We start from the raw sequence: 22,408 nt of genomic DNA, 5'->3' as shown, positions 1-22,408 counted from the left end.
GCCGTCCCCGGCGGGCAGAAACCCCCCCCCCCCCCGGGGGGGGGCGCCCCCGGCCGCGGGGGGGGGGGGGGGGGGGGGGGGGGGCGGGGGGGGGGCGGGGGGGGGGGGGGCGGGGGGGGGGGGCGCGGGCGCCCCCCCCCCCCCCCCCCCCCCACGACGGGTACGGCCACACGGCAGAACCTCACGGCCGGTGCTCCCGCACGGCCGGTAGGAGCTAGCCGCCGATTTTCTCGAACTTCGGCTCGCGTCCCTCGGTGATCCGCGGATTGCGGCTCTTGAGGGCCACCCAGCCGATCCCCAGGACGAAGGCCCAGCCGGCCATCACGTAGAGGCAGATCCTGGCCTCCGCGTCGATCGCGATGAGGGCGGTGACGAAGAGCAGGAACACGATGGCGATGTAGGAGCACACCGAGCCGCCGGGCGCCGGGAAGGAGGAGGCGGGCAGCCGGCCCGCGACCACCTGGCGGCGGTAGAGGATGTGGCTGATCAGGATCATCAGCCAGGTCCAGATGCCGGCCGCCGTGGCGATGGAGGTGACGTAGCCGAATGCCTTCTCCGGGACGACGTAGTTCAGGACGACGCCGATGCCCATGAAGACCACCGAGGTGGCGATGCCGAGCGCCGGGGTCTTGCTGGAGGACAGTCGCTGGTAGATCCGCGGGGCCTCGCCGTTTTCCGCGAGACTGCGCAGCATGCGGCCCGTGGAGTACATCCCGGAGTTGCAGGAGGACAGAGCGGCGGTCAGCACGACGAAGTTGACGATGGCGGCGCCGGCCGGAATGCCGATCTGGGCGAAGGCCTCGACGAAGGGGCTGACCCCCGGCGCGAACTCGGTCCACTTGACCACGCACAGGATGACGGTGAGGGCACCGACGTAGAACAGGGCGATGCGCCAGGGCAGGGTGTTGATCGCCTTGGGGAGTGTCTTCTCCGGGTTCTTGGACTCGCCGGCCGTGACGCCGACGATTTCGATGGCGAGGTAGGCGAACATGACGCCCTGGAGGGTCATCAGGGACGACCCGATGCCCTTGGGGAAGAAACCGTCGAAGGCCCAGAGGTTGGACACCGCGGCGGTGTCCCCGGCGGCGCTGAAGCCGAAGGTGAGCACGCCCAGCCCGATCACGATCATGCCGATGATGGCGGTGACCTTGATCATCGAGAACCAGAACTCGATCTCGCCGAACATCTTCACCGAGATGAGGTTGGCCCCGAAGAGGACGATCAGGAAGACCAGGGCGGTGGCCCACTGCGGGATCTGTGGGAACCAGTAGTTGATGTAGATCGCGGCGGCCGTGAGTTCGGCCATACCGATGACGATCCACATCAGCCAGTACGTCCAGCCGGTGAAATAGCCGAAGAACGGGCCGAGGAACTCCCGCGAGTACTCGGCGAAGGAACCCGAGACCGGACGGTAGAGCAGGAGCTCGCCGAGCGCCCGCATGATGAAGAAGATGATCACGCCGGCGAGGGCGTACATGACGATCAGGCTGGGTCCGGCCTTGGCGATGTTCGCCCCGGCTCCCAGGAAGAGGCCGACGCCGATGGCGCCGCCGATCGCGATCATCTGGACTTGACGGCCGCTGAGACCGCGCTCATACCCCTCGTCGGATACGGACTCCGTGTCGACCTGCGGTGAGGCCATGTGGCATGCGCCTTTCTCCATCCCGATCCGGGCCGCTGGTGGGCCCCGGATCGGGTCTCGGTCCCCCCGGACTGATGGAGCTGAGCGCGTCCGCTCATGCCTGGCCGGCGGTCGCCGGCTCGGTGGCGCACCCGGCGGGCGTACCGATGGTGTTCGCCGGGTGGTCGTGCAGATCTATCACGACCGCAACACTGATCAGCAGCGACTTGTGGCACACACCACAGGAGAAAGCAGACAAACGTCACCAGGAAAATACATAGGCGGCGGAAGCCTTGACAGGATCGCCACACGGGCTTGAGTGTCCTCTGAGCGAACACGTCAGCGGACTTTTCCGAACATCCCGGTCAGATGTACGGCATGGGCGGCGCCCTGCGCCGAGAACGCGGCGCCGTACCGGCGGGCGTGACGCGGCGCCGTCGGCCACATGGTTGCGCGAGCCGCACGGTGCGGCCCGGCAGTGCCGTAGGCCGCGCGGGGCTACGGCATCAGGGTCGAGACGAGGGTCTCCTGGAGGCCGCCGAGCCACAGGTACGCCATCACCATGGGCTTGCGCGGATCCTCGTCCGGGAGGCGGAAGAGGAGATCGGTGTCGTCCTCGTCGTCGATCTCCAGCCGGGACCCGATCGCCAGGCGCAGGTCGTTCAGCGCGCCGAGCCACTGCCGGGACTCCTCGGCGGAGAGTTCGAGCACCGCCCCTTCCCCGCCGGCCTCGGTGAGTCCGTCCAGGGAGCGGATCACCGTAAGGGCGTTCTCGCGCTTGCCGGCCCGCAGGTCGTTCTCGGTGAAGCGGCGGAACTCCGCGGAGTGGGCCAGCTGTTCCTCGGTGTCCCCGGCCGAGGCGGGCCCCTCGGGGCCGCCGTAGGCGTCCGGGAAGAGCCGGCGCAGCACGGGGTCGGCGGGCGGTTCGCTCGGGCCCTCGGCGAAGAGTTGGGCGAGCGGGTCGGCGGAGGCGTCCACGGCCGGGCCGGGGCCGATCAGCTCCATGAGCTGCACGGCGAGGGACCGGATGATGGAGATCTCGACGTCGTCGAGGGCGACGGCCGCGCCGCCGCCGGGGAGCGGTTCGAAGTGTCCTGACATGGAGGCGATTCGCTACTTCCGGTCCTGCGGGCGGGGGCGGGGCACGGGCGGGCTGCTGTGCGGTTCTCCGGTTCTCCGGTCCTGTCGACGGGCTACTTCCGGTCCTGCTGGAGAGTGGCCCACAGGCCGTAGCCGTGCATGGCCTGGACGTCGCGTTCCATTTCCTCGCGGGTGCCGCTGGAGACGACGGCCCGGCCCTTGTGGTGGACGTCGAGCATGAGCTTGGTGGCCTTGTCCTTGGAGTAGCCGAAGTACGTCTGGAAGACGTACGTCACGTAGCTCATGAGGTTGACCGGGTCGTTGTGGACGAGGGTGATCCAGGGGACGTCGGGCTCGGGTACGGCGAAAACCTCTTCCGCCGACTCGGTGCGTTCGATCTCCAGGGGTGCGGGTGACGTCACACCGCCCATGCTGCCACTGGAAGGGGCCGGGAGTACAAACCGGCGTACGTGGACCGGGACGCCGAACCGAAATCGTCAGAACGACGAAAAGGGGGTAGCATCCTCGTATGAACACAGCGGACCTTGGGCTGCCGGTGACTGTTCCGTCGACGGCACTCTTCACCGACCACTACGAGCTGACGATGCTGCAGGCCGCCCTGAGCGGCGGCACCGCCGAACGGCGCAGCGTGTTCGAGGTCTTCACCCGGCGCCTGCCGGAGGGCCGCCGCTACGGCGTGGTGGCCGGCACCGGGCGGGTCCTGGACGCGGTGGAGAACTTCCGCTTCGACGCCTCCCTCCTCGACTTCCTGCGCGAGAAGAACGTCGTCGACGGGCCGACCCTCGACTGGCTGGCCGACTACCGCTTCACCGGGGACATCTGGGGCTACCCGGAGGGCGAGGTGTACTTCCCGGGCTCGCCGATCATGCGGGTCGAGGGCAGCTTCGCGGAGTGCGTGCTGCTGGAGACGGTGATCCTGTCGATCCTCAACCACGATTCGGCGATCGCCGCGGCGGCCTCCCGGATGTCGTCGGCCGCCGGGGACCGGCCGCTGATCGAGATGGGTGCCCGGCGCACCCACGAGCTGGCCGCGGTGGCCGCCTCGCGGGCCGCCTACGTGGGCGGCTTCACCTCCACCTCCGACCTGGCGGCCGGGTTCCGCTACAACATCCCGACCGTGGGCACCTCCGCCCATGCCTTCACCCTGGTGCACGACAGCGAGCGGGACGCCTTCCGCGCGCAGGTGGACTCCCTCGGCGCCGGTACGACGCTTCTCGTGGACACCTACGACGTGACCGAGGCGGTCCGTACGGCCGTCGAGGTCGCCGGCCCGTCCCTGGGCTCGGTCCGGATCGACTCCGGTGACCTGCTCCTGGTCGCGCACCGGGTGCGGCAGCAGCTGGACGAGCTGGGCGCCACCGGCACGAAGATCACCGTGACGTCGGACCTCGACGAGTACGCCATCGCCTCGCTGGCCGCCGCGCCGGTGGACTCGTACGGCGTCGGCACCCAGCTGGTGACCGGCTCCGGGCACCCGACGGCCTCCATGGTCTACAAGCTGGTCGCCCGCGCCGAGTCCGCCGACGCCGGAGCGCCGCTGGTGCCCGTGGCGAAACGGTCCTCCGGCGGCAAGACCTCCATCGGCGGCCGCAAATGGGCCGCGCGGCGGCTGGACGAGCGGGGTGTCGCCGAGGCCGAGGTGGTCGGCACCGGGCAAATACCCGAGGAGCTGGCCGACCGGCAGCTGCTGGTGGAGCTGGTCAAGAGCGGCGAGGTGACCGCGACCGCGCGCGAGCCGCTGGACCGGCTCCGCGAACGGCACGCCGCGGCCCGCGCCGGCCTGCCGCTGTCCGCGACCCAGCTGTCCCGCGGGGAACCCGTCATTCCGACGGAGTACCTGCACCTGGGCTCGGGTGGCTAAGGGCCTGCCGGCTGTCCCGCGATCCCCTGTCCATGGCCCCCTGTCCCGCAATTCCGCAACCGACCTCCGACCGACCCCCGACCGATCCCTGATCGATCCCCAGCCGAAGGAATCCGACCATGCGCCGCGCCTTGATCGTCGTTGACGTGCAGAACGACTTCTGCGAGGGGGGAAGCCTCGCCGTGTCCGGCGGTGCGGATGTGGCCGCCGCCATCACCGAGCTGATCGCCCGGGTGCCGGCCGGGTACCGGCACGTGGTGGCCACCCGCGACCACCACATCGCCCCCGGCGGCCACTTCGCCGACAACCCCGACTTCGTCCGCTCCTGGCCCGCGCACTGCGTCGCCGGGACGGAGGGCGCCGGCTTCCACCCGAACTTCGCTCCCGCGGTCGCCTCCGGCGCGGTCGACGCCGTCTTCGACAAGGGGGCGTACTCGGCGGCGTACAGCGGCTTCGAGGGAACCGAGGAGAACGGCGTGTCGCTGGCCGACTGGCTGCGCGCCCGCGAGATCGACGAGGTGGACGTGGTGGGCATCGCCACCGACCACTGTGTCCGGGCCACCGCCCTGGACGCCGTCGGCGAGGGCTTCCGCACCCAGGTCCTGCTGGACCTCACCGCAGGGGTGGCCGCACAGACCACCGAGCGGGCACTCGACGAGCTGCGCGGGGCGGGTGTGGAGCTCTCGGGGAAGCCGGCCGTGCGGTAAGGGCACCCCTCCGGGGCGTGAGTGCGCCGTGCGGGCGTACGCCGGTCGGGCGGGGGCCGGTCAGGCGGGGGCCGCGGGGCGTCTGAGCAGGGCGCGGATCGGATGCCACAGCTCGACCACCAGGTCGTCGGGACCGGACGGGCCGGGGCCGGGCAGGACCGCGCTGTCGGGGGCCGTGCGCCATATGAGGCCGTCGGGATGGTGCAGCACCGCGGTGATCTCGTCGGGGCTCGGCGGAGCCGCGTTGCCCCGCAGGTAGACGGCCCGCAGGCCCAGGTTGCGCAGCCTGGTCAGGGCGCGCGCCCTGTTGCCCGCGTGCACGAGGAAGCGCACCGAGCCGGGGCCGGCGGCGGGGCTGGGCAGGTTCAGTGCCACCACCACGGTGCCGTTCGGCAGCTTGCTGAAGCCTCCTGCGGCCATGGAATTCATACCCCCGTCGGGCCAGGTGTCAATAAGAGCGTCACAGGACGCACCTAAACACGGAACGGCGGCAACCCGCCAGTGGGTCGCCGCCGCTCACGTTTTGACCTGGTAAGACGCGGTTTACTTCGTTGCGCGGCTTACTTCGAGGTGGATCGTCGAGCCGTCCCCGGCCTCCTTGACGATCTTGATCTTCGTGTTGGTGTCAGTGATCTTGACGCCGCCGCCCGGGTTCGTCTCGTCGTAGTAGGTGTGGGTGCGGTCGTTGAAGACCGGCACACCCTTCGACGAGCGGATCTTGGTGGCGACGCCGCTCTTGTGCAGCGTGATGCCGTCCGTGCGGAAGGTGCTGAACGTCGAGTCGTACGTCTGGATGCGGTTGCGCATCAGCGTGCCGTCGGACCACTTCAGCGCGGCCGGGTGCGAGTCGACCGGCAGGACCAGGCCGGTGCCCGGGTGCCGGCTGGTGTTGTTGTCCGCCTGCGAGGTGTCCCACTTCCAGATCAACAGACCGTTCTGGTACGAGAAGTGCTCCACCCAGTCCGGACGGCTGTTCGCGAAGCCGAAGTTGTACGGGCCGACCTTGAGGGTCTTGTCGTACGACACGTACTGGCGGTTCTCGGCGATGTAGTACTGCGCGTAGTCGTTGGTGAACGACGCGCCGATGCGGGAGAAGCCGTTGGCCGTCCAGGCGGCGTCGGCGGTCTCGGCGTTGTCCGTGAACAGCGCGGTGCCGTCCGCGGTCACCGAGATCCGGTCGGCCGCGAAGCCCTTCATCGCCAGGCCGCCGTCGGTCTGGTAGCGGAAGCGCAGGTCGATCCGCTGACCGGCGTAGGCGTCCAGCGGGTACGCCAGCGGCTTGTAGCCGTCGACCGTGCCGTGCAGGGCCGGCTTGTCGCTGCCGTCGCGCGGAAGCGGCCGGCCGTCCACCGTGCCCTCCAGGACGGTCCAGTTGGCGCCGCCGTCGGTCGAGGCCTCGGCGTAGAGGAAGTCGTAGTCGGACTCGATCTCGTACCAGCCGTCGAGCGTCAGCTCGGCCGTCGAGGCGCCGGTGAGGTCCACGGAACGGGTCAGCGTGTTCCGCAGGTCGTCACCGCTGCCGCTCCACCACTGGGTCTCGCCCTCGGCGGGGACCACTATCTCGGTGGTGACCGCCTTCTCGGGCAGTTCGACCACGAGGGCCTGCTTGTCCTTGGTGTTGTACTCGGCGTAGCCCAGCTTGTGCTTGGACTTCGTCGCGGCCCTGGCCGTGTCGTAGTCCAGCCAGCCCAGCTGGAGCTTGTCCCAGGCGGTCATGTCGCCGGGCAGGTCGCCGATCTCGTTCTTTCCGGTGCCGAGCCAGGAGCCGGAGGACATCAGGGTCCAGAAGCCGGTGGAGTTCTCGCCGCCCGCGGTGTCGTAGTGGTCCGGCAGGCCGAGGTCGTGGCCGTACTCGTGGGCGTAGACGCCGAGTCCGCCGTTCTCCGGCTGGATGGTGTAGTCGCCGGCCCAGATGCCGGTGTCGCCGACGGGCGCGCCGCCGAGCTTGTTGTGGTCGGGGCCGGTGGCTCCGGCGTCGGTGCCGAAGGCGTACCAGCGGTGGGCCCAGATCGCGTCCTCGCCCTGGGCGCCGCCGCCGGCGGACTCGTCCTCACCGGCGTGCACGACCTGGAAGTGGTCGATGTAGCCGTCGGGCTCGTTGAAGTTGCCGTCGCCGTCGAAGTCGTAGCGGTCCCACTCGTCGAACTTCGCGACGTCCGCCTTGATCTCGGCGTCGGTCGCCCCCGCCGCCCTCTGCTGGGCGACCCATGAGTTGAGACCGTCGCTGACCACGTTCCACACGCTCGAGCAGGTGCTCTGGCCGCAGGCGTTGTTGCCGTAGCGGGCCTCGTTGTAGGGGACCTTGACCCAGTCGGAGACCTGGCCCTCGACGGAGTAGCGGCCCGAGGACTGCTTCTCGAAGTACGTCTTGACCGACTCGACACCCTTGCCGGTGCCGAAGTACATGTCCTTGAAGTGCTTCTGGTCGTAGTCCGCCTGCCATGCGGTGGAGTTGTCCGTGCTGCGGTCCGGCTCGGCGATCTCGTTGTGCAGCGGGCCGCGGGTGCCGCCGTAGCGGCTGTCGGTCTCGTCGCCGAACTCGACCAGGATCGTGAAGATCTTGTCGGTCTTCTCGCGGCCGAGCTCGACGTACTTGCCGGTGCCCTTCTTGCCCTTGCCCTTGAGCTCGACGACCTTCGAACCGCCCCGGTCCTTGACCGAGGACTCGCCGGATATGACCTGCTTCAGTGCCTCCTGGCGCTGGGCGTCCCGGGTCTTGGAGAGCGGGCCCTCGAGGTCGTGCTCGACGTGGTTGTGCTCCGCCGGGTCCTGCCGGTCCACACCGGCCGGCCGGTCGGCCCCTTCGGCCGTGTCGGCCTGGGCCACGGTGAACGCAGAACAGGTGGCGGTGACCGCCGCGAGTGCCACGCCTGTCGCGGCCGCTCTGAACGTCCAGGGTCTACTGGTCACTTGAGATCCCCTCTGGCGTGCGTGTGCGCGAAGGCGGGGTCCGGGTGACGGACGATTGCGCACACGTGATCAACGCGCGTAGTCAAGTGACCACATTTGACTAGAGGTTCAGCAGAAAAAACAGACCTTGACTTGAACAGATCAACTGAATTACGCAGAGGCGGGGTTCGCTTTACGGACATGGGAGGGCTGTTTACGGACACGGAGGGCCTGTTTCGCCGTCGAGATGACTCCGTGCGCCCCCTGTGCACCAGTCCTGCCGGTTAGGCCACGCTTACTGTGCGTTCCACTCGGGCACGCTCGCGGTTAGAGTCGCTTGGCGGCACACCGTTGAGCCGGTGGAACGCCAGGCCGACAGCCCCCGACTCACGAGGACACGATGGCCATGCCCCGTCCGACTGTCGCTCAGTTCGCCTACGGTTCGTGCACCGTGGTCTTCTCCACCCTCGCCCTGCTGCTGTTGTCACGGACGAGTTCGGGCGTGGGCATCGCGCTCGTCGTCGTCGCGGCACTCGCTCTCGGGCTGATGGTGGCCATGACGATGCCTCAGGCGAAATCCCGCCCCGCCCCGGTGCTGCGGTCCCTGCCGCAGGAGCCGGTCCGGGCGACCCTCCCGTCACCGGCGACCCTGTCGGCCCGCAAAGCCGTACGGGAGCGGGCGGTTTCCTGATACCGGCCGGCCGCGGGCGTCCGTCACCGGGGATCCTCCGGCCGGTCCCGTGTCACCGGGTGCTGACCACGACCGTCTTGGCGGCCTTGTCGTGCAGGCCCTGCTTGTAGGGCTTGTCGAAGAAACTCCAGCCGCCCGCGATCACGGTCCACACACAGGCACAGCAGAACGCGAACGGAATCCACAGCACGGCGGCGCGCATCAGTGACGTCCGCACGGAGGGCGTCGAGCCGTTGGACAGGTCGGCCACCCGCAGCTTCTGCCACTTCTTGCCGAGGGTCTGCCCGGAGCGGGAGGTCATGACGGTGTCGTAGGCGATGTAGAGGACCGCGGCGACGAGGGACTGGGTGAAGGACTTGCCCACGTTGACCTCGTCGCCGCTCACGTCGTACTCGCTCACGCCGAACGGCCAGGTGAGCAGCCAGACGACCAGGCCCACCAGAATCATGTCAACGATCCGGGCCAGGGTGCGCCTGCCGCTGTCGGCCAGGGGCGGCATCCCGGCGAGGGGGTCATCGGGGCCGGGGCCGTAAGGGCTGCCACCGCCACCGCCGTAGGGACCGCCGCCTCCTCCCCCGTACGGGCCGCCGGCGCCACCCCCGTACGGGCCGCCGCTGCCACCGCCGTAGGGGTCACCGCCACCGCCGCCGTAAGGGCCGCCGCCTTGCTGCGGCGGGGGCCGGTCGCCGGGCGGAGGGTGTTTCTTGAACGGGTCGTCGTCCGGGGGCTGCTGACCGGAGCCGGGGGGCGGTTCGGTACTCATGGCCCGAGTCGACCGCGAACCCCCCGGTCGCGCATCCGGCAAGCCGCCGTCCGGAGTAGCGGTGTCGCGGCCCGCCCGCGCAGCCGGTCCGAAGGCGTGATTCCCCGCCTGCTTCCCGTCTGTTCCCCCGTGTGGGTCCCGCTCTGTTCCCCCGCCTGGTCCCCCGTGGGTCCGGCCGGGTCAGCCCGCCACGAACGTGTGCGCGACCTTGTCGTGCCAGCACTGCCGCCACGGCTTGTCGAACAGGCACCACAGGACGCCCACCACACCGACGACGAGCAGTCCGGGGATGCTGTAGACCAGCCAGCGGCGCAGGGCCGCGCCGAACCCGGGCACGTCGTGACCCTCGATGTCCCGCACCTCGAGACCCAGCAGCTTCTTGCCCGGGGTGCAGCCCCACTTGGCGGTGGGCAGCACCTCGCAGAGGACACCGCCGAGGAGGAGGACGGCGAGGACGACGCCCAGATACACCGACGTGGTGCCGTCGAGCAGCCACACCGTGACGGTCTCGCCGGACAGCTTGGCCGCGTCGATCTTCTCGTTGACGTGGTCCGCCGCCGCGAGGCCCAGCGGTACGGCGGCCAGGGCGGTGACGCCGCCGAGGACGACGGTGTCCAGCAGCCGCGCCACCAGCCGCTTGCCGAACCCCGCGGGACGGGCCGAGGCCTGACGCCTGGCGGCGGCCTGGAAGATGTCCTCGACCGGTGGCTTCCACGGCGCGACCGGCACCGCCTCCCCGTCCGCGGGCCGGTGCACCTGCTGCGCCCAGGACGACTGGCCGCCACCGTGACCGCTCGACAGCGGCCGGGAGGCGGAAGCCTGGGCGGGCACGGAGGCGGGAGCGGCGGCGGGAGCGGCGGCGGGAGCGGGCATGGGCTCCGGTGCCATGGACTGGGGCGGGACGGCCGGGGCCGCGGAGGCCTGCTGCGGCCCGGACACCGGTGCCGCGGCCGAACTCCCGCTCCCCTCCTGACCGGAGGCGGTACGCGCGGCACGGGCTGCGGCGGCCTTCCCGGCCCCGAACCCGGGACGCCCGGACGAACCGGAACCGGAGGAGGCCGCACCGGAACCCTGGCGCGGGCCGACGGCGCGGAAGGTCATGGTGCCCTCGTCCACGATCGCACTGTCGGAGGCCGCGGCGGCTCCGGCGGAACCGCTGTCCGCGCCCGTGGACTCGCCGCCCGCCGGGCCGGACGCGTGCGCCACTCTCGGGTCCGCTCCCCAGGAGACCCGGCGGTCCTGGTCGCCGCCGAAGCCGGACTGGTGGGAGCGGTTGGCACCCCATGCCGAGGCGGGCTCGGGCCGGCTGCCGTGCTGCGAGTCGGCCGGCAAGGGCGACGGGGAGAAGGGGGAGGACGGAGACGGGACCTGGGAAGGGGAAGGGGAAGGGAACGGCGGTGACGGTGGAGGTTCGTCGACCGGGTCCTCGTCGAAGAAGTGCGGGCCGGTCTCCTCGACGACGGGCACCGCCGGGGTGGAACCGGAGGAACCGGTACCGGCGGACGTCGACGGCGCGAGCGGCGCGCCGCCGCCGTCCGGCGCCGGACGGCTGGTGCCCGGTACCCAGGAGGCACCGTTCCAGTACCGGACGTATCCGGGAATGGACGGGTCCGGGTAGAAGCCTTCGCGCGGCGTGTCGTCGCCGGGGGCCGGGGTTGGGGCGCTCATGTCCGTCGTCCCGTATCTGCTCGCGGGTGGGTCGGTGGCACCACATTTATCAGACGGGCGAAAGAATCAGGGCCCGTCCGGCCGGACGCACCCCTTTCGAGCACCGATGTGGTACCGCGAAGAAACTTTCGCGAACCCGCGTAATGCTCCCGCTCCTTCCCTCTCTCTCCTGTGACGGCCCCTCGCGGGCATCTGTACGAGAGTTCACGAGAGAGAGGACCTGCGCCATGGGCATCGTGGTGGAGCGCGAAGTGGAACTGCGGCTCATCCTGTCGCCGGAGCGGGACGTCCCGGTGTCGGCGCGGCTCGGCTACCGCGCCGACGACCCCTACGCCGTGCACATCGCCTTCCACACCGACTCCGAGCAGCCGGTGCACTGGACGTTCGCCCGCGAGCTGCTGATCGAAGGTGTGTTCCGGCCGTGCGGGCACGGCGACGTGCGGGTGTGGCCGTCGAAGGCGGAGGGGCGCAGCGTGGTCCTGGTGGCGCTGAGCTCGCCCGACGGGGACGCCCTGCTGGAGGTGCCGACGGCGCAGGTGTCGTCGTGGCTGGAGCGGACGCTGCGGGTGGTGCCGCCGGGCAGCGAGAGCGAGCGGCTCGGGCTGGACGACGGACTGGCCGCGCTGCTCGCCCCGTGACGGCGCGGGGTGCGCGGGAGGACGCCGGGTCAGAAGAGCTTGCCCGGGTTCAGGAGGTTCAGCGGGTCGAAGACCTGTTTGACGGCCCGCTGCATCTCCACGCCCACCGGGCCGATCTCGCGGGCCAGCCATTCCTTCTTCAGTACGCCGACGCCGTGCTCGCCGGTGATGGTGCCGCCGAGTTCCAGGCCGAGGGCCATGATCTCGTCGAAGGACTCGCGGGCCCGGCGCGACTCGTCGGGGTCCTGGGCGTCGAAGCAGACGGTCGGGTGGGTGTTGCCGTCCCCCGCGTGGGCGACGACACCGATGGTGAGCCGGTACTTCTCGGCGATCCGCTCGACGCCGTCGATGAGTTCGCCGAGCCGGGAGCGGGGCACGCACACGTCGTCGATCATCGTGGTGCCCTTGACCGCCTCCAGGGCGACCAGGGACAGGCGCCGGGCATGGAGCAGCAGTTCGGACTCGGCGGCGTCCTCGGCCGGGACGACCTGGGTGGCGCCGGCCGCCTCGCACAGCGCGCCGAGGGCGGTGAGGTCGGCGGCGGGGTCGGTGGTGTCGAACGCGGCGAGCAGCAGGGCCTCGGTGCTCTCCGGCAGTCCCATCCGGGCCATGTCGTTGACGGCCTTGACCGTCGTACGGTCCATGAGTTCGAGGAGTGAGGGGGTGTGCCCGCCGGCCATGATGTGGCACACGGCGTCGCAGGCGGCGGCGCCGGAGGCGAACTCGGCGGCCAGCACCAGCTGCTCGGGCGGTTTGGGCCGCAGGGCGAGGGTCGCGCGCACGACGACGCCGAGGGAGCCCTCGGAGCCGACGAACAGGCGGGTCAGGTCGTATCCGGCGACGCCCTTGGCGGTGCGGCGGCCGGTGGACATCAGGCGGCCGTCGGCGAGGACCACGTCGAGGCCGAGCACGTACTCGGCGGTGACGCCGTACTTCACGCAGCACAGCCCGCCGGAGGCGGTGCCGATGTTGCCGCCGATGGTGCAGGTCTCCCAACTGGAGGGGTCGGGCGGGTAGTAGAGGCCGTGTTCGCCGACGGCACGGGAGAGGGTGGCGTTGACGACGCCGGGTTCGACGACGGCGACCCGGTCGACGGGGTTGATCTCCAGGATGGCGTCCATCCTGGTCAGGGAGAGCACGATGCATCCGTCGGTCGCGTTGGCGGCGCCGGACAGGCCGGTGCGGGCGCCCTGCGGGACGACGGGGACGCACAGGGCGGTGGCGGTGCGCATGACGTGCTGCACCTGTTCGACCGTGCGGGGCAGGACGACCACCGCCGGGGTGCCGGCCGGGCAGAAGCTCGCCATGTCGTTGGCGTAGGAGGCCGTGACGTCGGGGTCGGTGAGGACTGCCTCGGAGGGCAGGCCGTCGAGCAGCCGGCCGACGAGGGGGCCGGCCGTCACCGTGTCTTCATCGCGTCGCGCTTCGATACGGCTCACGATCCCAGCGTGACACCCGGGGCCATCGGTGTGAACCCCACGTACGTCACCCGGCCGTAAGCCGTCGCGAACCGGGGTGTGGTTCGTCGTATCGGCGGATGATGTGACGCACAGTGTGCGCCATGGACGACAAGCCGCAGGAGACCGGGAGCGGGGACGAGACCCGTCGGCAGGACGAGATCCGTGGGCAGGACGGCGCCCCGGAGCGGGAGAAGGCACCTGGGCGGGTGGGCCGCGGGCGCCGGGTGCGGTTCGGTTCGGCCGCTGCCGGGTGTGCCGTGCTCGGCGGGGTGCTGGTGCTGCTGCCGTGGGGGCGCGGGGCGGACGGGCCACCGGAGCCGGCACCCGGGGCGCGGGCGCAGGCGGCGGTGGCCGGCGGGGTGCCGGCGTCGCTGCCCGACCTGGAGGCGCTGGTCGGGGAGCGGGAGCGACACCTGAAGGAGCATCCGAAGGACGCGGAGTCCTGGGCGGTGCTCGGAGCGGCCCGGGTGGAGCAGGGACGGCGGCTGGGGGACCCCGCGCGGTACTCGCGGGCCGAGCGGGCGCTGCGCACCTCGCTGAAGGTGCGGCCGCGGGACAACGCCGCGGCGCTGCGCGGGCTGGCGGCGCTGGCGAACGCGCGCCACGACCATCCCGCCGCCCTCGAGTGGGGCGAGCGTGCGCGGAAGCTGGAGCCGAAGCGGTGGACGACGTATCCCCCGCTGGTCGAGGCGTACGCCGGGCTCGGTGACGGCGAGTCGGCGGGGAGGATGCTGGACCGGCTGAAGACGTTGCGGTCGGATCCGGCCGTGATGGCGCGGGCGGCGGCCGTGTACCGGGACAAGGGCCTGCGGGAGGACGCGGCGGCCCAGCTCTTCGCCGCCGCCGCAGCGGCCGGGGAACCGGCCGAGCGGGCGTCGTACCTGGAGCAGGCCGGGCAGCTGGCCTGGGAACGCGGCGACCGGGAGGACGCCCTGGGGCATTTCCAGGAGGCGCTGCGGATCGACCCGGACCAGCGGGCGGCACAGGCGGGGCAGGGCAGGGTGCTGGCCTCGCTCGGCCGTACCACGGAGGCGCTCGGCGCCTACCGGGCGGCGCTGGCCCGGCAGCCCCTGCCGGAGTACGCGAGGGAACTGGGCGAGCTGTACGAGTCCCTGGGGCTGCGGCAGGCCGCCCGGGTCCACTACGACCTGCTGCGCTCCCGGGTACGGGAGGCGGCCGCCCACGGGGCCGACGGGAATCTGGTCCTGGGCCGGTTCGAGGCGGACCACGGGGACCCGCAGGCGGCGGTACGGCGGCTGCGGACGGAATGGGAGCGGCAGCCGTCGGCGGCGGTGGCCGACGCGCTGGGCTGGGCGCTGCATCGGTCGGGACGGTCCGGGGAAGCGCTGGAGTTCGCGGAGCGGGCCACGGAGGGGACGCACGGCGGCGGGGTGCGCAGCGCGCTGCACGCCTTCCACCGGGGCATGATCGAGCTCGAACTCGATGGGCACGGGCCCGCGCGGCGGCATCTGCGGGAAGCGCTGAGCATCAATCCGTACTTCTCCCCGCTGCGGGTGCCGCAGGCGAAGGCGGCACTGGAACGGCTGGGCGAGCCGCCGGTCGGGGACGGGCCGCCTGACTGGTCGTGAGGAGAGCCGGCGAGGGCCGGACACGGGGGTGCCCCGTGTCCGGCCCTCGCCGGCATCGGTACTGCCGGCATCGGTACCGCGATCATCCGGTCACAGGTTGCCGCGGCGTTCCTGCTCCCGCTCGATCGCCTCGAAGAGGGCCTTGAAATTGCCCTTGCCGAAGCCCATGGAGCCGTGCCGCTCGATGATCTCGAAGAACACGGTCGGCCGGTCCTGGACCGGCTTGGTGAAGATCTGCAGCAGGTAGCCGTCCTCGTCCCGGTCGACGAGGATCTTCAGCTCGCGCAGGGTGTCGACCGGCACCCGGGTCTCGCCGGCCCACTCGCCGAGGGTGTCGTAGTACGAGTCCGGGGTGTCCAGGAACCGCACACCGGCCGCGCGCATACGGCGGACCGTCTGCACGATGTCGTTGGTGTTGAGCGCGATGTGCTGGACGCCGGCGCCGCCGTAGAACTCGAGGTACTCGTCGATCTGGGACTTCTTCTTGGCGACGGCGGGCTCGTTGATCGGGAACTTGACCTTGAGGGTGCCGTCGGCGACCACCTTCGACATCAGCGCGCTGTACTCGGTGGCGATGTCGTCGCCCACGAACTCCTTCATGTTCGTGAAGCCCATGACCTTGTTGTAGAACGCGACCCACTCGTTCATCCGACCGAGTTCGACGTTGCCGACACAGTGGTCGATGGCCTGGAAGAAGCGCTGGGCGGGCGGTTCCACGATCGGGTCGGCGGCGACGAAGCCGGGCAGGTAGGGCCCGTCGTAGCCGGTGCGTTCGACGAAGGTGTGCCGGGTCTCGCCGTACGTGGCGATCGCGGCGAGGACGACGGTGCCGTGCTCGTCCTTCAGCTCGTACGGCTCGGTGAGCGGGTGGGCGCCGTGCTCGACGGCGTAGGCGAACGCGGCGCGCGCGTCCGGGACCTCGAGGGCGAGGTCGACGACACCGTCGCCGTGGGCGGCCACGTGTTCGGCGAGGAAGGCGCCCTGTTCGGTGGACTGCTTGATCACCGAGGTGAGGACGAAGCGGGCGGAGCCGCTCTCCAGGACGTAGCTCGCGGTCTCGCGGCTGCCGTTCTCCGGTCCGGAGTAGGCGACCAGCTTCATGCCGAAGGCGGTGGAGTAGTAGTGCGCCGCCTGCTTGGCGTTGCCCACGGCGAAGACGACCGCGTCCATTCCCTTGACCGGGAAGGGATCGGCCTGCCGGGCGGTCGGGTCGGGAGCGTGGTGTGTGGTCTGCGTCATAGGTGCAGGGTGGGCCAGCTCTGCAAGGTGCGCAATAGTTCGCTTGTTCACTGGGCATGATGTCCAGTGACCTGCCGTGATCGGCGGGCTTTCTGTACAGGATGACCAGACGACCAGGTGCGGAGGCCGGTATGGCGATCGATCGGCTGGACGGCCGGATCATCCTGCTCCTCGCTCGGGAGCCGCGGATCGGGGTGCTGGAGATGTCCCGGCGGCTGGGGGTGGCGCGGGGGACGGTGCAGGCGCGGCTGGACCGTCTTCAGTCGAACGGAGTCATCCGCGGCTTCGGTCCCCAGGTGGATCCGGCGGCCCTCGGCTACCCGGTCACCGCGTTCGCGACGCTGGAGATCCGGCAGGGTCAAGGGGCGGACGTCCGGGCGCACTTGGCGACCGTTCCGGAGGTCCTGGAACTGCACACCACGACCGGCAGCGGGGACATGCTGTGCCGGCTCGTGGCCCGCTCCAACGCCGATCTCCAACGGGTGATCGACCGTGTCGTCGGTTTTGATGGCATCGTCCGGGCCGCCACGGCGATCGTGATGGAGAACCCCGTTCCGCTGCGGATCATCCCGCTGGTGGAGCAGGCCGCGCTCCTCGAACCGCCGGGCGGGGACCCGGACGGACCGGACTGAGCCGGACCGACCGGACGGGTGTGGCCGAGGCGGGGTGAGCCGACGTGGACTTCTGGGAGTACCTGGGCAACCGCCACCAGCAGCTGCTCATCGACACGTACCAGCACGCGAGCGTGGTCTTCCAGTGCATGGTGGCGGCGACCGTGATCGGCGTGCTGATCGGGGTGACGACGTACCGCAGCGACTGGGCGGGCAGCCTGGCCACGACCGCCACCTCCACCCTGCTGACCATTCCGTCGCTGGCCATGATCGGTCTGCTGATCCCGATCGTGGGACTCGGGGTGCCGCCGACGGTGATCGCGCTGACGCTGTACGGGCTGCTGCCGATCGTGCGGAACTCGATCGTCGGCCTGCGCGGGGTCGACCCCGCGCTGGTGGACGCGGCCACCGGTATCGGCATGTCGCGGCTGGCCCGGCTGGCCCGGGTGGAGCTGCCGCTGGCCTGGCCGCCGATCCTCACCGGGATCCGGGTCTCCACGCAGATGCTGATGGGCATCGCCGCCATCGCCGCGTACGCCTCCGGCCCCGGTCTCGGCAACCTGATCTTCCGCGGGCTCGCCTCACTGGGCAGTAGCAACGCGCTCAACCAGGTGCTCGCGGGCACGATCCTGATCGTCCTCCTCGCGCTGCTGTTCGACGCCGCGTACGTCCTGATCGGGCGGCTGACCATCTCCAGGGGGATCCGTGCCTGAGTCACCCGCCCCGAGGACGCCCGACGCACCCGACGACGCCACCGGATCCGGCGAATCCACCGGCACCACCGGCACCATCGGCGCGACCATCGAGCTGGAAAGCCTCACCAAGCGGTACCCGGGCAATCCGCAGCCGGCCGTGGACAACGTCGACATGGAGATCAGGGCGGGCGAGACGGTCATCCTCGTCGGCCCGTCCGGCTGCGGGAAGTCGACCACGCTGAAGATGATCAACCGGCTGATCGAGCCGAGCGGCGGCCGGATCCGTATCGGCGGCGAGGACGTCACCGACATGGACCCGGTGAAGCTGCGCCGCCAGGTCGGGTACGCGATCCAGTCCAGCGGACTGTTCCCGCACATGACGGTTGCCCAGAACATCGCGCTGGTGCCGAAGATGCTGCGCTGGCCGGCGGCCCGGGTGCGGGCGCGGGTGGAGGAGATGCTGGACCTGGTCGGGCTGGACCCGGGCGAGTTCCACGGCCGCTATCCGCGCCGGCTCTCCGGCGGGCAGCAGCAGCGGGTGGGCGTGGCGCGGGCGCTGGCGGCGGATCCGCCGGTGCTGCTGATGGACGAGCCGTTCGGGGCGGTGGACCCCATCACCCGCGACCACCTCCAGGACGAGCTGATCCGGCTGCAGCACGAGCTGCACAAGACGATCGTCTTCGTCACCCACGACTTCGACGAGGCGATCAAGCTCGGCGACCGGATCGCGGTCCTGCGTGAGCGCTCGCACATCGCCCAGTTCGACACCCCGGAGGCGATCCTCACCAACCCGGCGGACGACTTCGTGTCCGGCTTCGTCGGCGCCGGAGCCGCGCTGAAGCGGCTGAACCTCACCCGCGTACGGGACGTGGGGATCACCGACTACCCGACGGTGACCGTCGACGACCCGCTCCAGCGGATCTTCGACCTGCTCCGCTCCAGCGGCTCCAACGAGATCCTGCTGCTCGACCGGCACCGCCGCCCCTACAAGTGGCTCCGGCGCGGCGACCTGATGCGGGCCAAGGGATCCCTGGCCCGCGCGGGCACCCTGGTGCACGACACGGTGACCCGGGACGCCACCCTGCGGGACGCGCTGGAGGCGGTGCTCACCGACAGTTCCGGGCGGGTGGCGGTCACCGGCGGGCGCGGCGTGTACGAGGGCGTCGTCGACGTGGAGACGCTGATGAACTCCGTCCACGAACTGCTGGAGGCCGACCGGCTGGAGGCGATGGAGGCCCAGCACGAACTGGAGGGGCAGCGGGCCGGCCGGACGCACGCCGAGCAGGAGGGTACGGACGGGGAGGCGGACGCGTGAGCGGCTCCTCCCGGCGGCGGACGCCCGGCGAGCGGCCCCCCGGCGAGCACGAGGCCGGAGGGCTCGCCTTCCATGACGAGGACGAGGAGCAGGACCGGGACGAGGGCGACGGCGGGGGCGGGGCCACGAGGGGGGCGGCCGGATCCGCGTCCTCGGCCGCGGACGCCTCGCTCGTGACGTGGCAGAAGCTGACGTTCCTGCCCGTGGCACTGATCGTCCTGCTCCTCGCGACCTGGCTGTGGTTCACCCAGGCCGACCTGGACGCGCTCTCCCAGAACGCGCTCTCCGACGGGCAGGTGTCCAAGGCGCTGTGGCAGCACATCGGGCTGACCGTGGTCTCGACCTTCTTCGTGCTGATCATCGCGATCCCACTGGGGATCCTGCTGACCAGGCCGGCCCTCCGCAGAGCCGCCCCGGTCGTGATGGCGTTCGCCAACATGGGCCAGGCGACGCCCGCGATCGGTCTGCTCGCGCTGCTGGTGATCTGGCTCGGCATCGGCCGCAGGGCCGCCCTCATCGGCATCATCGCCTACGCCGTGCTGCCGGTGCTCTCCAACACCACCGCGGGCCTGCGGGCCAACGACCCGACCCTGCTGGAGGCGGCGCGCGGCATCGGCATGTCCCCGCTGGGCGTCCTGGCCCGCGTGGAACTGCCCCTGGCCGTCCCGCTCATCCTCGCCGGGGTGCGTACGGCCCTGGTCCTGAACGTCGGCACGGCCACCCTGGCGACCTTCGGCGGGGGCGGCGGTCTGGGCGTGCTGATCACCACCGGGATCACCAGTCAGCGGATGCCGGTGCTGATCCTGGGCTCGATCCTCACGGTCGCCCTGGCCCTGCTGGTGGACTGGATGGCCTCGCTGGCCGAACTGCTGCTGCGGCCGCGGGGGCTGGAGGCCGGCACATGAGGCGGTGCGGGTGTCTGCTGCTCGCCGGGGTGCTGCTGGCGGGGCTCTCCTCCTGCGGGCTGACCAGCGGGTCCCCCATGGTCGACGACGTGGGACCGGGTTCGATCGGGCGGGGCAAGCCGCTCGAGGGCGCGAAGCTCACCGTCACCTCCAAGGAGTTCACCGAGCAGCTGATCCTGGGCGCGATCATGGGCATCGCCTTCCAGGCGGCCGGCGCCGAGGTCGTCGACCGCACCGGCATCCAGGGCTCCATCGGCGCCCGGGAGGCGGTCGTCAAGGGGGACGCGGATGCCTCGTACGAGTACACCGGCACGGCGTGGATCACGTACCAGGGCAACAGCAAGCCCCTCCCCGACCCGCGCAAGCAGTGGGAGGCGGTGCGCGAGGCCGACCTGAAGAACGGGGTGACCTGGCTGGAGCCGTCGGCGCTGAACAACACCTACGCCTTGGCCATGAACCAGGCGAACTACAAGAAGTACGGCACGCGGACGCTGTCGGAGGTGGCCTCGCTGGCGAAGTCCGACCCGCCGGCGGTGACCCTGTGCGTGGAGGGCGAGTTCGCCAACCGGACGGACGGGCTGCGGGGCATGGAGGAGGCGTACGGCATGAACGTGGCCACGGGGAACATCACGCAGATGGACACCGGGATCATCTACACCCAGACGGCCAAGGGCGCCTGCACCTATGGCGAGGTCTTCACCACCGACGGCCGGATCAAGTCCATGAACCTGGTGGTGATGGAGGACGACAGGAAGTTCTTCCCCAACTACAACGCGGCACCGATGGTCAACACCGTCGCCCTGAAGAAGTGGCCGGCGATCGCCGGGGTCCTCGACCCGGTCACCGCGAAGCTGGACAACGAGGTGGCGCGGACCCTGAACGCCAAGGTGGACGTGGACGGCGAGGACCCCCACCAGGTGGCGCTGGACTGGATGGTGGACGAGGGGTTCGTCAGGAAACGCTGAGCCGGCGGACCGCGGTCAGCAGCTGGGGACCTTGCCGGTGCCCTTCTCCAGGGAGACCAGGGCGTCCACGGTGCCCTTGAGGGTGGTGACCGGGATCAGGCGCAGCCCCTCGGGGAGTTCGGTCCGGGCCTGGGCGCATTCCGCCTCGGGCACCAGGAAGACGGTGGCGCCGTCCCGCCGGGCGGCCTGCGTCTTCAGCGGCACGCCGCCCACGGCACCGACCGTGCCGTCCGCGTCGATCGTCCCCGTACCGGCGATGATCCGGCCGCCGGTGAGGTCGCCGCCGCTGTTGTCGCCGTTCAGTTTGTCGACGATGCCGAGGGAGAACAGCAGGCCGGCGCTGGGACCGCCGACGTCGGCGAGCTTCAGCTCGACCTTGACGCCCTTGCCGTCCAGGTCCAGGTAGCCCAGCGCGGCCCGGGTCGCCTCGTCCTGCGACATCTTCATCTGCTTCTCGTTGTACCGCTCGATCTCCTTGACGTCGCCCCCTGAGGGGTAGACCGAGTCGCGGGGCATGACCGCCCGGTCGGTGTCGAACCAGCCGCCGAGCACGTCGGGGAGGTCGACCCGGGTGTCGGGAGAGGTCGCCTCGATCGTCGTCATCCGCAGCTGGCCGGTGGTCTCGCGGGTCTTCGCGCCGGAGATGGTGATGACCTGCGTGCCCTTGTTCTCGCCGAGCACGTCGGCCGTCAGTCCCGGCTGCGCCACCGAGAACGGCAGCGGCACGAATACCGCCGTGGCCAGCAGGGCGACGACGGGAACGGCACAGACGGCCAGGGCCTGGGGACGCGTGAGGCGAGAGAGCACGGGATCAATCTAACGCGACGCCCCGGCCCCGCCTCCGCCGCGCCTCGGCCCCCGCGGCCGCCCCTCCGGCGTCGGCCGTCAGCGCAGCGCTTCCGCGACCTCGCGGGCCGCGTCCATGACGCGGGGGCCGACCCGTTCGGGGACCACGTCGGCCAGCATCACCACGCCGACGCTGCCCTCGACGCCGGTGACCCCGATCAGGGGCGCCGCCGCTCCGCACGCGCCGGCTTCCAGTTCGCCGTGGGTGAGGGTGTATCCGGGGTCGCGCGGCCGCTGCCGGGCCGCGATGATCGCCCGGCCGGCGGCGCCCCGTTCCAGCGGATGCCGGAACCCCGCCCGGTAGGCCACGTGGTAGTCCGTCCACGACGGTTCCACCACGGCGACGGCCAGCGCTTCGGCCCCGTCCACCAGCGTGAGGTGCGCGGTCGCGCCGATGTCCTCCGCCAGTGACCGCAGGGCCGGCATCGCGGCCTCGCGTACCAGCGGGTGCACCTGGCGGCCCAGCCGCAGCACCCCGAGTCCGACCCGGGCCCGCCCGCCGAGGTCCCGGCGGATGAGCGCGTGCTGCTCCAGGGTGGCGAGCAACCGGTACACGACAGTCCGGTTCACGCCCAGTTTGTGGGAAAGCTCGGTGACGGTCAGACCGTGGTCCGTGTCGGCCAGCAGTTTGAGGACCCGCAGTCCCCGGTCGAGCGTCTGAGAGGTCTCCGCGGTCACGACGCCCACTCCTTCGGGGTCAGGTCGGCGGCCCTCTCACGGCGTGTGCGTCACCGAGTCCCGTCGGTGACGCGCTCCAGAGCCGCCGATCGGCCGGCGGCCCGGCGGTGTCCCGGGCGCAGTCGCTTCACGGCTGCGCTCCGCGGCGGCGCTGCCACGGGGCGTG

General features: G+C 71.0%; 21 protein-coding genes. 10 read left to right on the top strand and 11 right to left on the bottom strand.

The genetic code is table 11. The annotated features are described in order from the left end of the window. Window positions 1-214 precede the first annotated feature (214 nt). The 3 genes from ACFYQA_RS30305 to clpS all read right to left on the bottom strand — a co-directional run bounded on the left by ACFYQA_RS30305 (window position 215) and on the right by clpS (window position 3,132). Complete coding sequence (locus ACFYQA_RS30305; RefSeq protein WP_381031682.1) at window positions 215-1,642, bottom strand: amino acid permease; 1,428 nt, start codon at window positions 1,640-1,642, stop codon at window positions 215-217. 477 nt (window positions 1,643-2,119) lie between these two features. After that, entirely contained in the window at window positions 2,120-2,722 is a 603-nt protein-coding gene (locus tag ACFYQA_RS30300) for a DUF2017 domain-containing protein (protein ID WP_388924510.1), read from the bottom strand. 92 nt (window positions 2,723-2,814) lie between these two features. Then, complete coding sequence (gene clpS / locus ACFYQA_RS30295; protein WP_332428087.1) at window positions 2,815-3,132, bottom strand: ATP-dependent Clp protease adapter ClpS; 318 nt, start codon at window positions 3,130-3,132, stop codon at window positions 2,815-2,817. A 98-nt stretch (window positions 3,133-3,230) separates the two neighbouring features. Here clpS and ACFYQA_RS30290 point away from each other — a divergent pair, with 98 nt between their 5' ends. Further along, window positions 3,231-4,583 carry a nicotinate phosphoribosyltransferase gene (locus ACFYQA_RS30290; RefSeq protein WP_388924507.1) on the top strand — a complete coding sequence of 451 codons (1,353 nt, stop codon included), beginning with the start codon at window positions 3,231-3,233 and terminating at the stop codon, window positions 4,581-4,583. 119 nt (window positions 4,584-4,702) lie between these two features. Then, on the top strand, window positions 4,703-5,290 hold the full coding sequence (locus ACFYQA_RS30285) for a nicotinamidase (protein WP_388924504.1): 588 nt from the start codon (window positions 4,703-4,705) through the stop codon (window positions 5,288-5,290). A gap of 60 nt (window positions 5,291-5,350) precedes the next feature. Here the strand turns inward: ACFYQA_RS30285 and ACFYQA_RS30280 are convergent, their stop codons facing one another. Together ACFYQA_RS30280 and ACFYQA_RS30275 are read right to left on the bottom strand one after the other, a co-directional pair. Beyond that, entirely contained in the window at window positions 5,351-5,710 is a 360-nt protein-coding gene (locus ACFYQA_RS30280; protein WP_388924501.1) for a hypothetical protein, read from the bottom strand. Window positions 5,711-5,833: 123 nt separating this feature from the next. Next, complete coding sequence (locus ACFYQA_RS30275; RefSeq protein WP_388924498.1) at window positions 5,834-8,200, bottom strand: immune inhibitor A domain-containing protein; 2,367 nt, start codon at window positions 8,198-8,200, stop codon at window positions 5,834-5,836. A 379-nt stretch (window positions 8,201-8,579) separates the two neighbouring features. Here ACFYQA_RS30275 and ACFYQA_RS30270 point away from each other — a divergent pair, with 379 nt between their 5' ends. Continuing rightward, the gene (locus ACFYQA_RS30270; RefSeq protein WP_388924495.1) at window positions 8,580-8,870 is read left to right on the top strand and encodes a hypothetical protein; all 291 of its coding nucleotides are present in this window, start codon (window positions 8,580-8,582) and stop codon (window positions 8,868-8,870) included. A gap of 52 nt (window positions 8,871-8,922) precedes the next feature. Here ACFYQA_RS30270 and ACFYQA_RS30265 read toward each other — a convergent pair whose 3' ends face one another. Then, window positions 8,923-9,633 (bottom strand): RDD family protein, encoded by a 711-nt coding sequence (locus tag ACFYQA_RS30265; protein ID WP_388924492.1) that lies wholly within the window; start codon window positions 9,631-9,633, stop codon window positions 8,923-8,925. A gap of 180 nt (window positions 9,634-9,813) precedes the next feature. Beyond that, a complete protein-coding gene (locus ACFYQA_RS30260; RefSeq protein ID WP_388924489.1) occupies window positions 9,814-11,301 on the bottom strand; it encodes an RDD family protein in 1,488 nt (495 codons plus the stop codon). A gap of 227 nt (window positions 11,302-11,528) precedes the next feature. On the opposite strand from ACFYQA_RS30260, the gene ACFYQA_RS30255 reads away from it, so the two are divergent. Beyond that, window positions 11,529-11,939 carry an SsgA family sporulation/cell division regulator gene (locus tag ACFYQA_RS30255; RefSeq protein WP_388924486.1) on the top strand — a complete coding sequence of 137 codons (411 nt, stop codon included), beginning with the start codon at window positions 11,529-11,531 and terminating at the stop codon, window positions 11,937-11,939. Between the two features lie 29 nt (window positions 11,940-11,968). On the opposite strand, the gene ACFYQA_RS30250 is transcribed toward ACFYQA_RS30255, so the two are convergent. Further along, the gene (locus ACFYQA_RS30250) at window positions 11,969-13,378 is read right to left on the bottom strand and encodes an FAD-binding oxidoreductase (protein WP_388924483.1); all 1,410 of its coding nucleotides are present in this window, start codon (window positions 13,376-13,378) and stop codon (window positions 11,969-11,971) included. 122 nt (window positions 13,379-13,500) lie between these two features. Between ACFYQA_RS30250 and ACFYQA_RS30245 the strand changes: the two genes are divergently transcribed. Further along, window positions 13,501-14,988, top strand: a complete 1,488-nt coding sequence (locus ACFYQA_RS30245) for a tetratricopeptide repeat protein (protein WP_388924480.1) — start codon at window positions 13,501-13,503, stop codon at window positions 14,986-14,988. Between the two features lie 90 nt (window positions 14,989-15,078). Here the strand turns inward: ACFYQA_RS30245 and hppD are convergent, their stop codons facing one another. Continuing rightward, window positions 15,079-16,227, bottom strand: a complete 1,149-nt coding sequence (hppD, locus tag ACFYQA_RS30240; RefSeq protein WP_386402836.1) for a 4-hydroxyphenylpyruvate dioxygenase — start codon at window positions 16,225-16,227, stop codon at window positions 15,079-15,081. A gap of 131 nt (window positions 16,228-16,358) precedes the next feature. On the opposite strand from hppD, the gene ACFYQA_RS30235 reads away from it, so the two are divergent. The 5 genes from ACFYQA_RS30235 to ACFYQA_RS30215 are packed head-to-tail and all read left to right on the top strand — an operon-like array spanning window position 16,359 to window position 20,718. Continuing rightward, window positions 16,359-16,859 (top strand): Lrp/AsnC family transcriptional regulator, encoded by a 501-nt coding sequence (locus ACFYQA_RS30235; RefSeq protein WP_383811095.1) that lies wholly within the window; start codon window positions 16,359-16,361, stop codon window positions 16,857-16,859. Window positions 16,860-16,903: 44 nt separating this feature from the next. Continuing rightward, a complete protein-coding gene (locus ACFYQA_RS30230; RefSeq protein WP_388924477.1) occupies window positions 16,904-17,551 on the top strand; it encodes an ABC transporter permease in 648 nt (215 codons plus the stop codon). Next, on the top strand, window positions 17,544-18,848 hold the full coding sequence (locus tag ACFYQA_RS30225; protein WP_388924474.1) for an ABC transporter ATP-binding protein: 1,305 nt from the start codon (window positions 17,544-17,546) through the stop codon (window positions 18,846-18,848). Before ACFYQA_RS30230 ends, ACFYQA_RS30225 begins: the two co-directional genes overlap by 8 nt. After that, window positions 18,845-19,753, top strand: coding sequence for an ABC transporter permease (locus ACFYQA_RS30220; protein ID WP_388924471.1), 909 nt, complete (start codon window positions 18,845-18,847; stop codon window positions 19,751-19,753). The genes ACFYQA_RS30225 and ACFYQA_RS30220 overlap by 4 nt, the downstream gene beginning before the upstream one ends. Further along, the gene (locus ACFYQA_RS30215) at window positions 19,750-20,718 is read left to right on the top strand and encodes a glycine betaine ABC transporter substrate-binding protein (RefSeq protein ID WP_388924468.1); all 969 of its coding nucleotides are present in this window, start codon (window positions 19,750-19,752) and stop codon (window positions 20,716-20,718) included. Before ACFYQA_RS30220 ends, ACFYQA_RS30215 begins: the two co-directional genes overlap by 4 nt. 15 nt (window positions 20,719-20,733) lie before the next feature. Here ACFYQA_RS30215 and ACFYQA_RS30210 read toward each other — a convergent pair whose 3' ends face one another. Together ACFYQA_RS30210 and ACFYQA_RS30205 are read right to left on the bottom strand one after the other, a co-directional pair. Further along, a complete protein-coding gene (locus tag ACFYQA_RS30210) occupies window positions 20,734-21,525 on the bottom strand; it encodes a S16 family serine protease (protein WP_388924465.1) in 792 nt (263 codons plus the stop codon). A 78-nt stretch (window positions 21,526-21,603) separates the two neighbouring features. Next, complete coding sequence (locus ACFYQA_RS30205) at window positions 21,604-22,242, bottom strand: IclR family transcriptional regulator (protein WP_386402853.1); 639 nt, start codon at window positions 22,240-22,242, stop codon at window positions 21,604-21,606. Between the last annotated feature and the right edge of the window lie 166 nt (window positions 22,243-22,408).

Source organism: Streptomyces sp. NPDC005774 (assembly GCF_042871645.1).
Classification (GTDB): domain Bacteria; phylum Actinomycetota; class Actinomycetes; order Streptomycetales; family Streptomycetaceae; genus Streptomyces; species Streptomyces pratens.
Note: the sequence above shows the minus strand (reverse complement) of the source record. Positions and strands in the feature narration are given on the sequence as shown.

Excerpts from the sequence above, each read along its gene's own strand:
- ACFYQA_RS30305 (WP_381031682.1), bottom strand. The coding sequence starts at position 1,642 with ATGGCCTCACCGCAGGTCGACACGGAGTCCGTATCCGACGAGGGGTAT.
- ACFYQA_RS30300 (WP_388924510.1), bottom strand. The coding sequence starts at position 2,722 with ATGTCAGGACACTTCGAACCGCTCCCCGGCGGCGGCGCGGCCGTCGCC.
- clpS (WP_332428087.1), bottom strand. The coding sequence starts at position 3,132 with ATGGGCGGTGTGACGTCACCCGCACCCCTGGAGATCGAACGCACCGAG.
- ACFYQA_RS30290 (WP_388924507.1), top strand. The coding sequence starts at position 3,231 with ATGAACACAGCGGACCTTGGGCTGCCGGTGACTGTTCCGTCGACGGCA.
- ACFYQA_RS30285 (WP_388924504.1), top strand. The coding sequence starts at position 4,703 with ATGCGCCGCGCCTTGATCGTCGTTGACGTGCAGAACGACTTCTGCGAG.
- ACFYQA_RS30280 (WP_388924501.1), bottom strand. The coding sequence starts at position 5,710 with ATGGCCGCAGGAGGCTTCAGCAAGCTGCCGAACGGCACCGTGGTGGTG.
- ACFYQA_RS30270 (WP_388924495.1), top strand. The coding sequence starts at position 8,580 with ATGGCCATGCCCCGTCCGACTGTCGCTCAGTTCGCCTACGGTTCGTGC.
- ACFYQA_RS30265 (WP_388924492.1), bottom strand. The coding sequence starts at position 9,633 with ATGAGTACCGAACCGCCCCCCGGCTCCGGTCAGCAGCCCCCGGACGAC.
- ACFYQA_RS30260 (WP_388924489.1), bottom strand. The coding sequence starts at position 11,301 with ATGAGCGCCCCAACCCCGGCCCCCGGCGACGACACGCCGCGCGAAGGC.
- ACFYQA_RS30255 (WP_388924486.1), top strand. The coding sequence starts at position 11,529 with ATGGGCATCGTGGTGGAGCGCGAAGTGGAACTGCGGCTCATCCTGTCG.
- ACFYQA_RS30245 (WP_388924480.1), top strand. The coding sequence starts at position 13,501 with ATGGACGACAAGCCGCAGGAGACCGGGAGCGGGGACGAGACCCGTCGG.
- hppD (WP_386402836.1), bottom strand. The coding sequence starts at position 16,227 with ATGACGCAGACCACACACCACGCTCCCGACCCGACCGCCCGGCAGGCC.
- ACFYQA_RS30235 (WP_383811095.1), top strand. The coding sequence starts at position 16,359 with ATGGCGATCGATCGGCTGGACGGCCGGATCATCCTGCTCCTCGCTCGG.
- ACFYQA_RS30215 (WP_388924468.1), top strand. The coding sequence starts at position 19,750 with ATGAGGCGGTGCGGGTGTCTGCTGCTCGCCGGGGTGCTGCTGGCGGGG.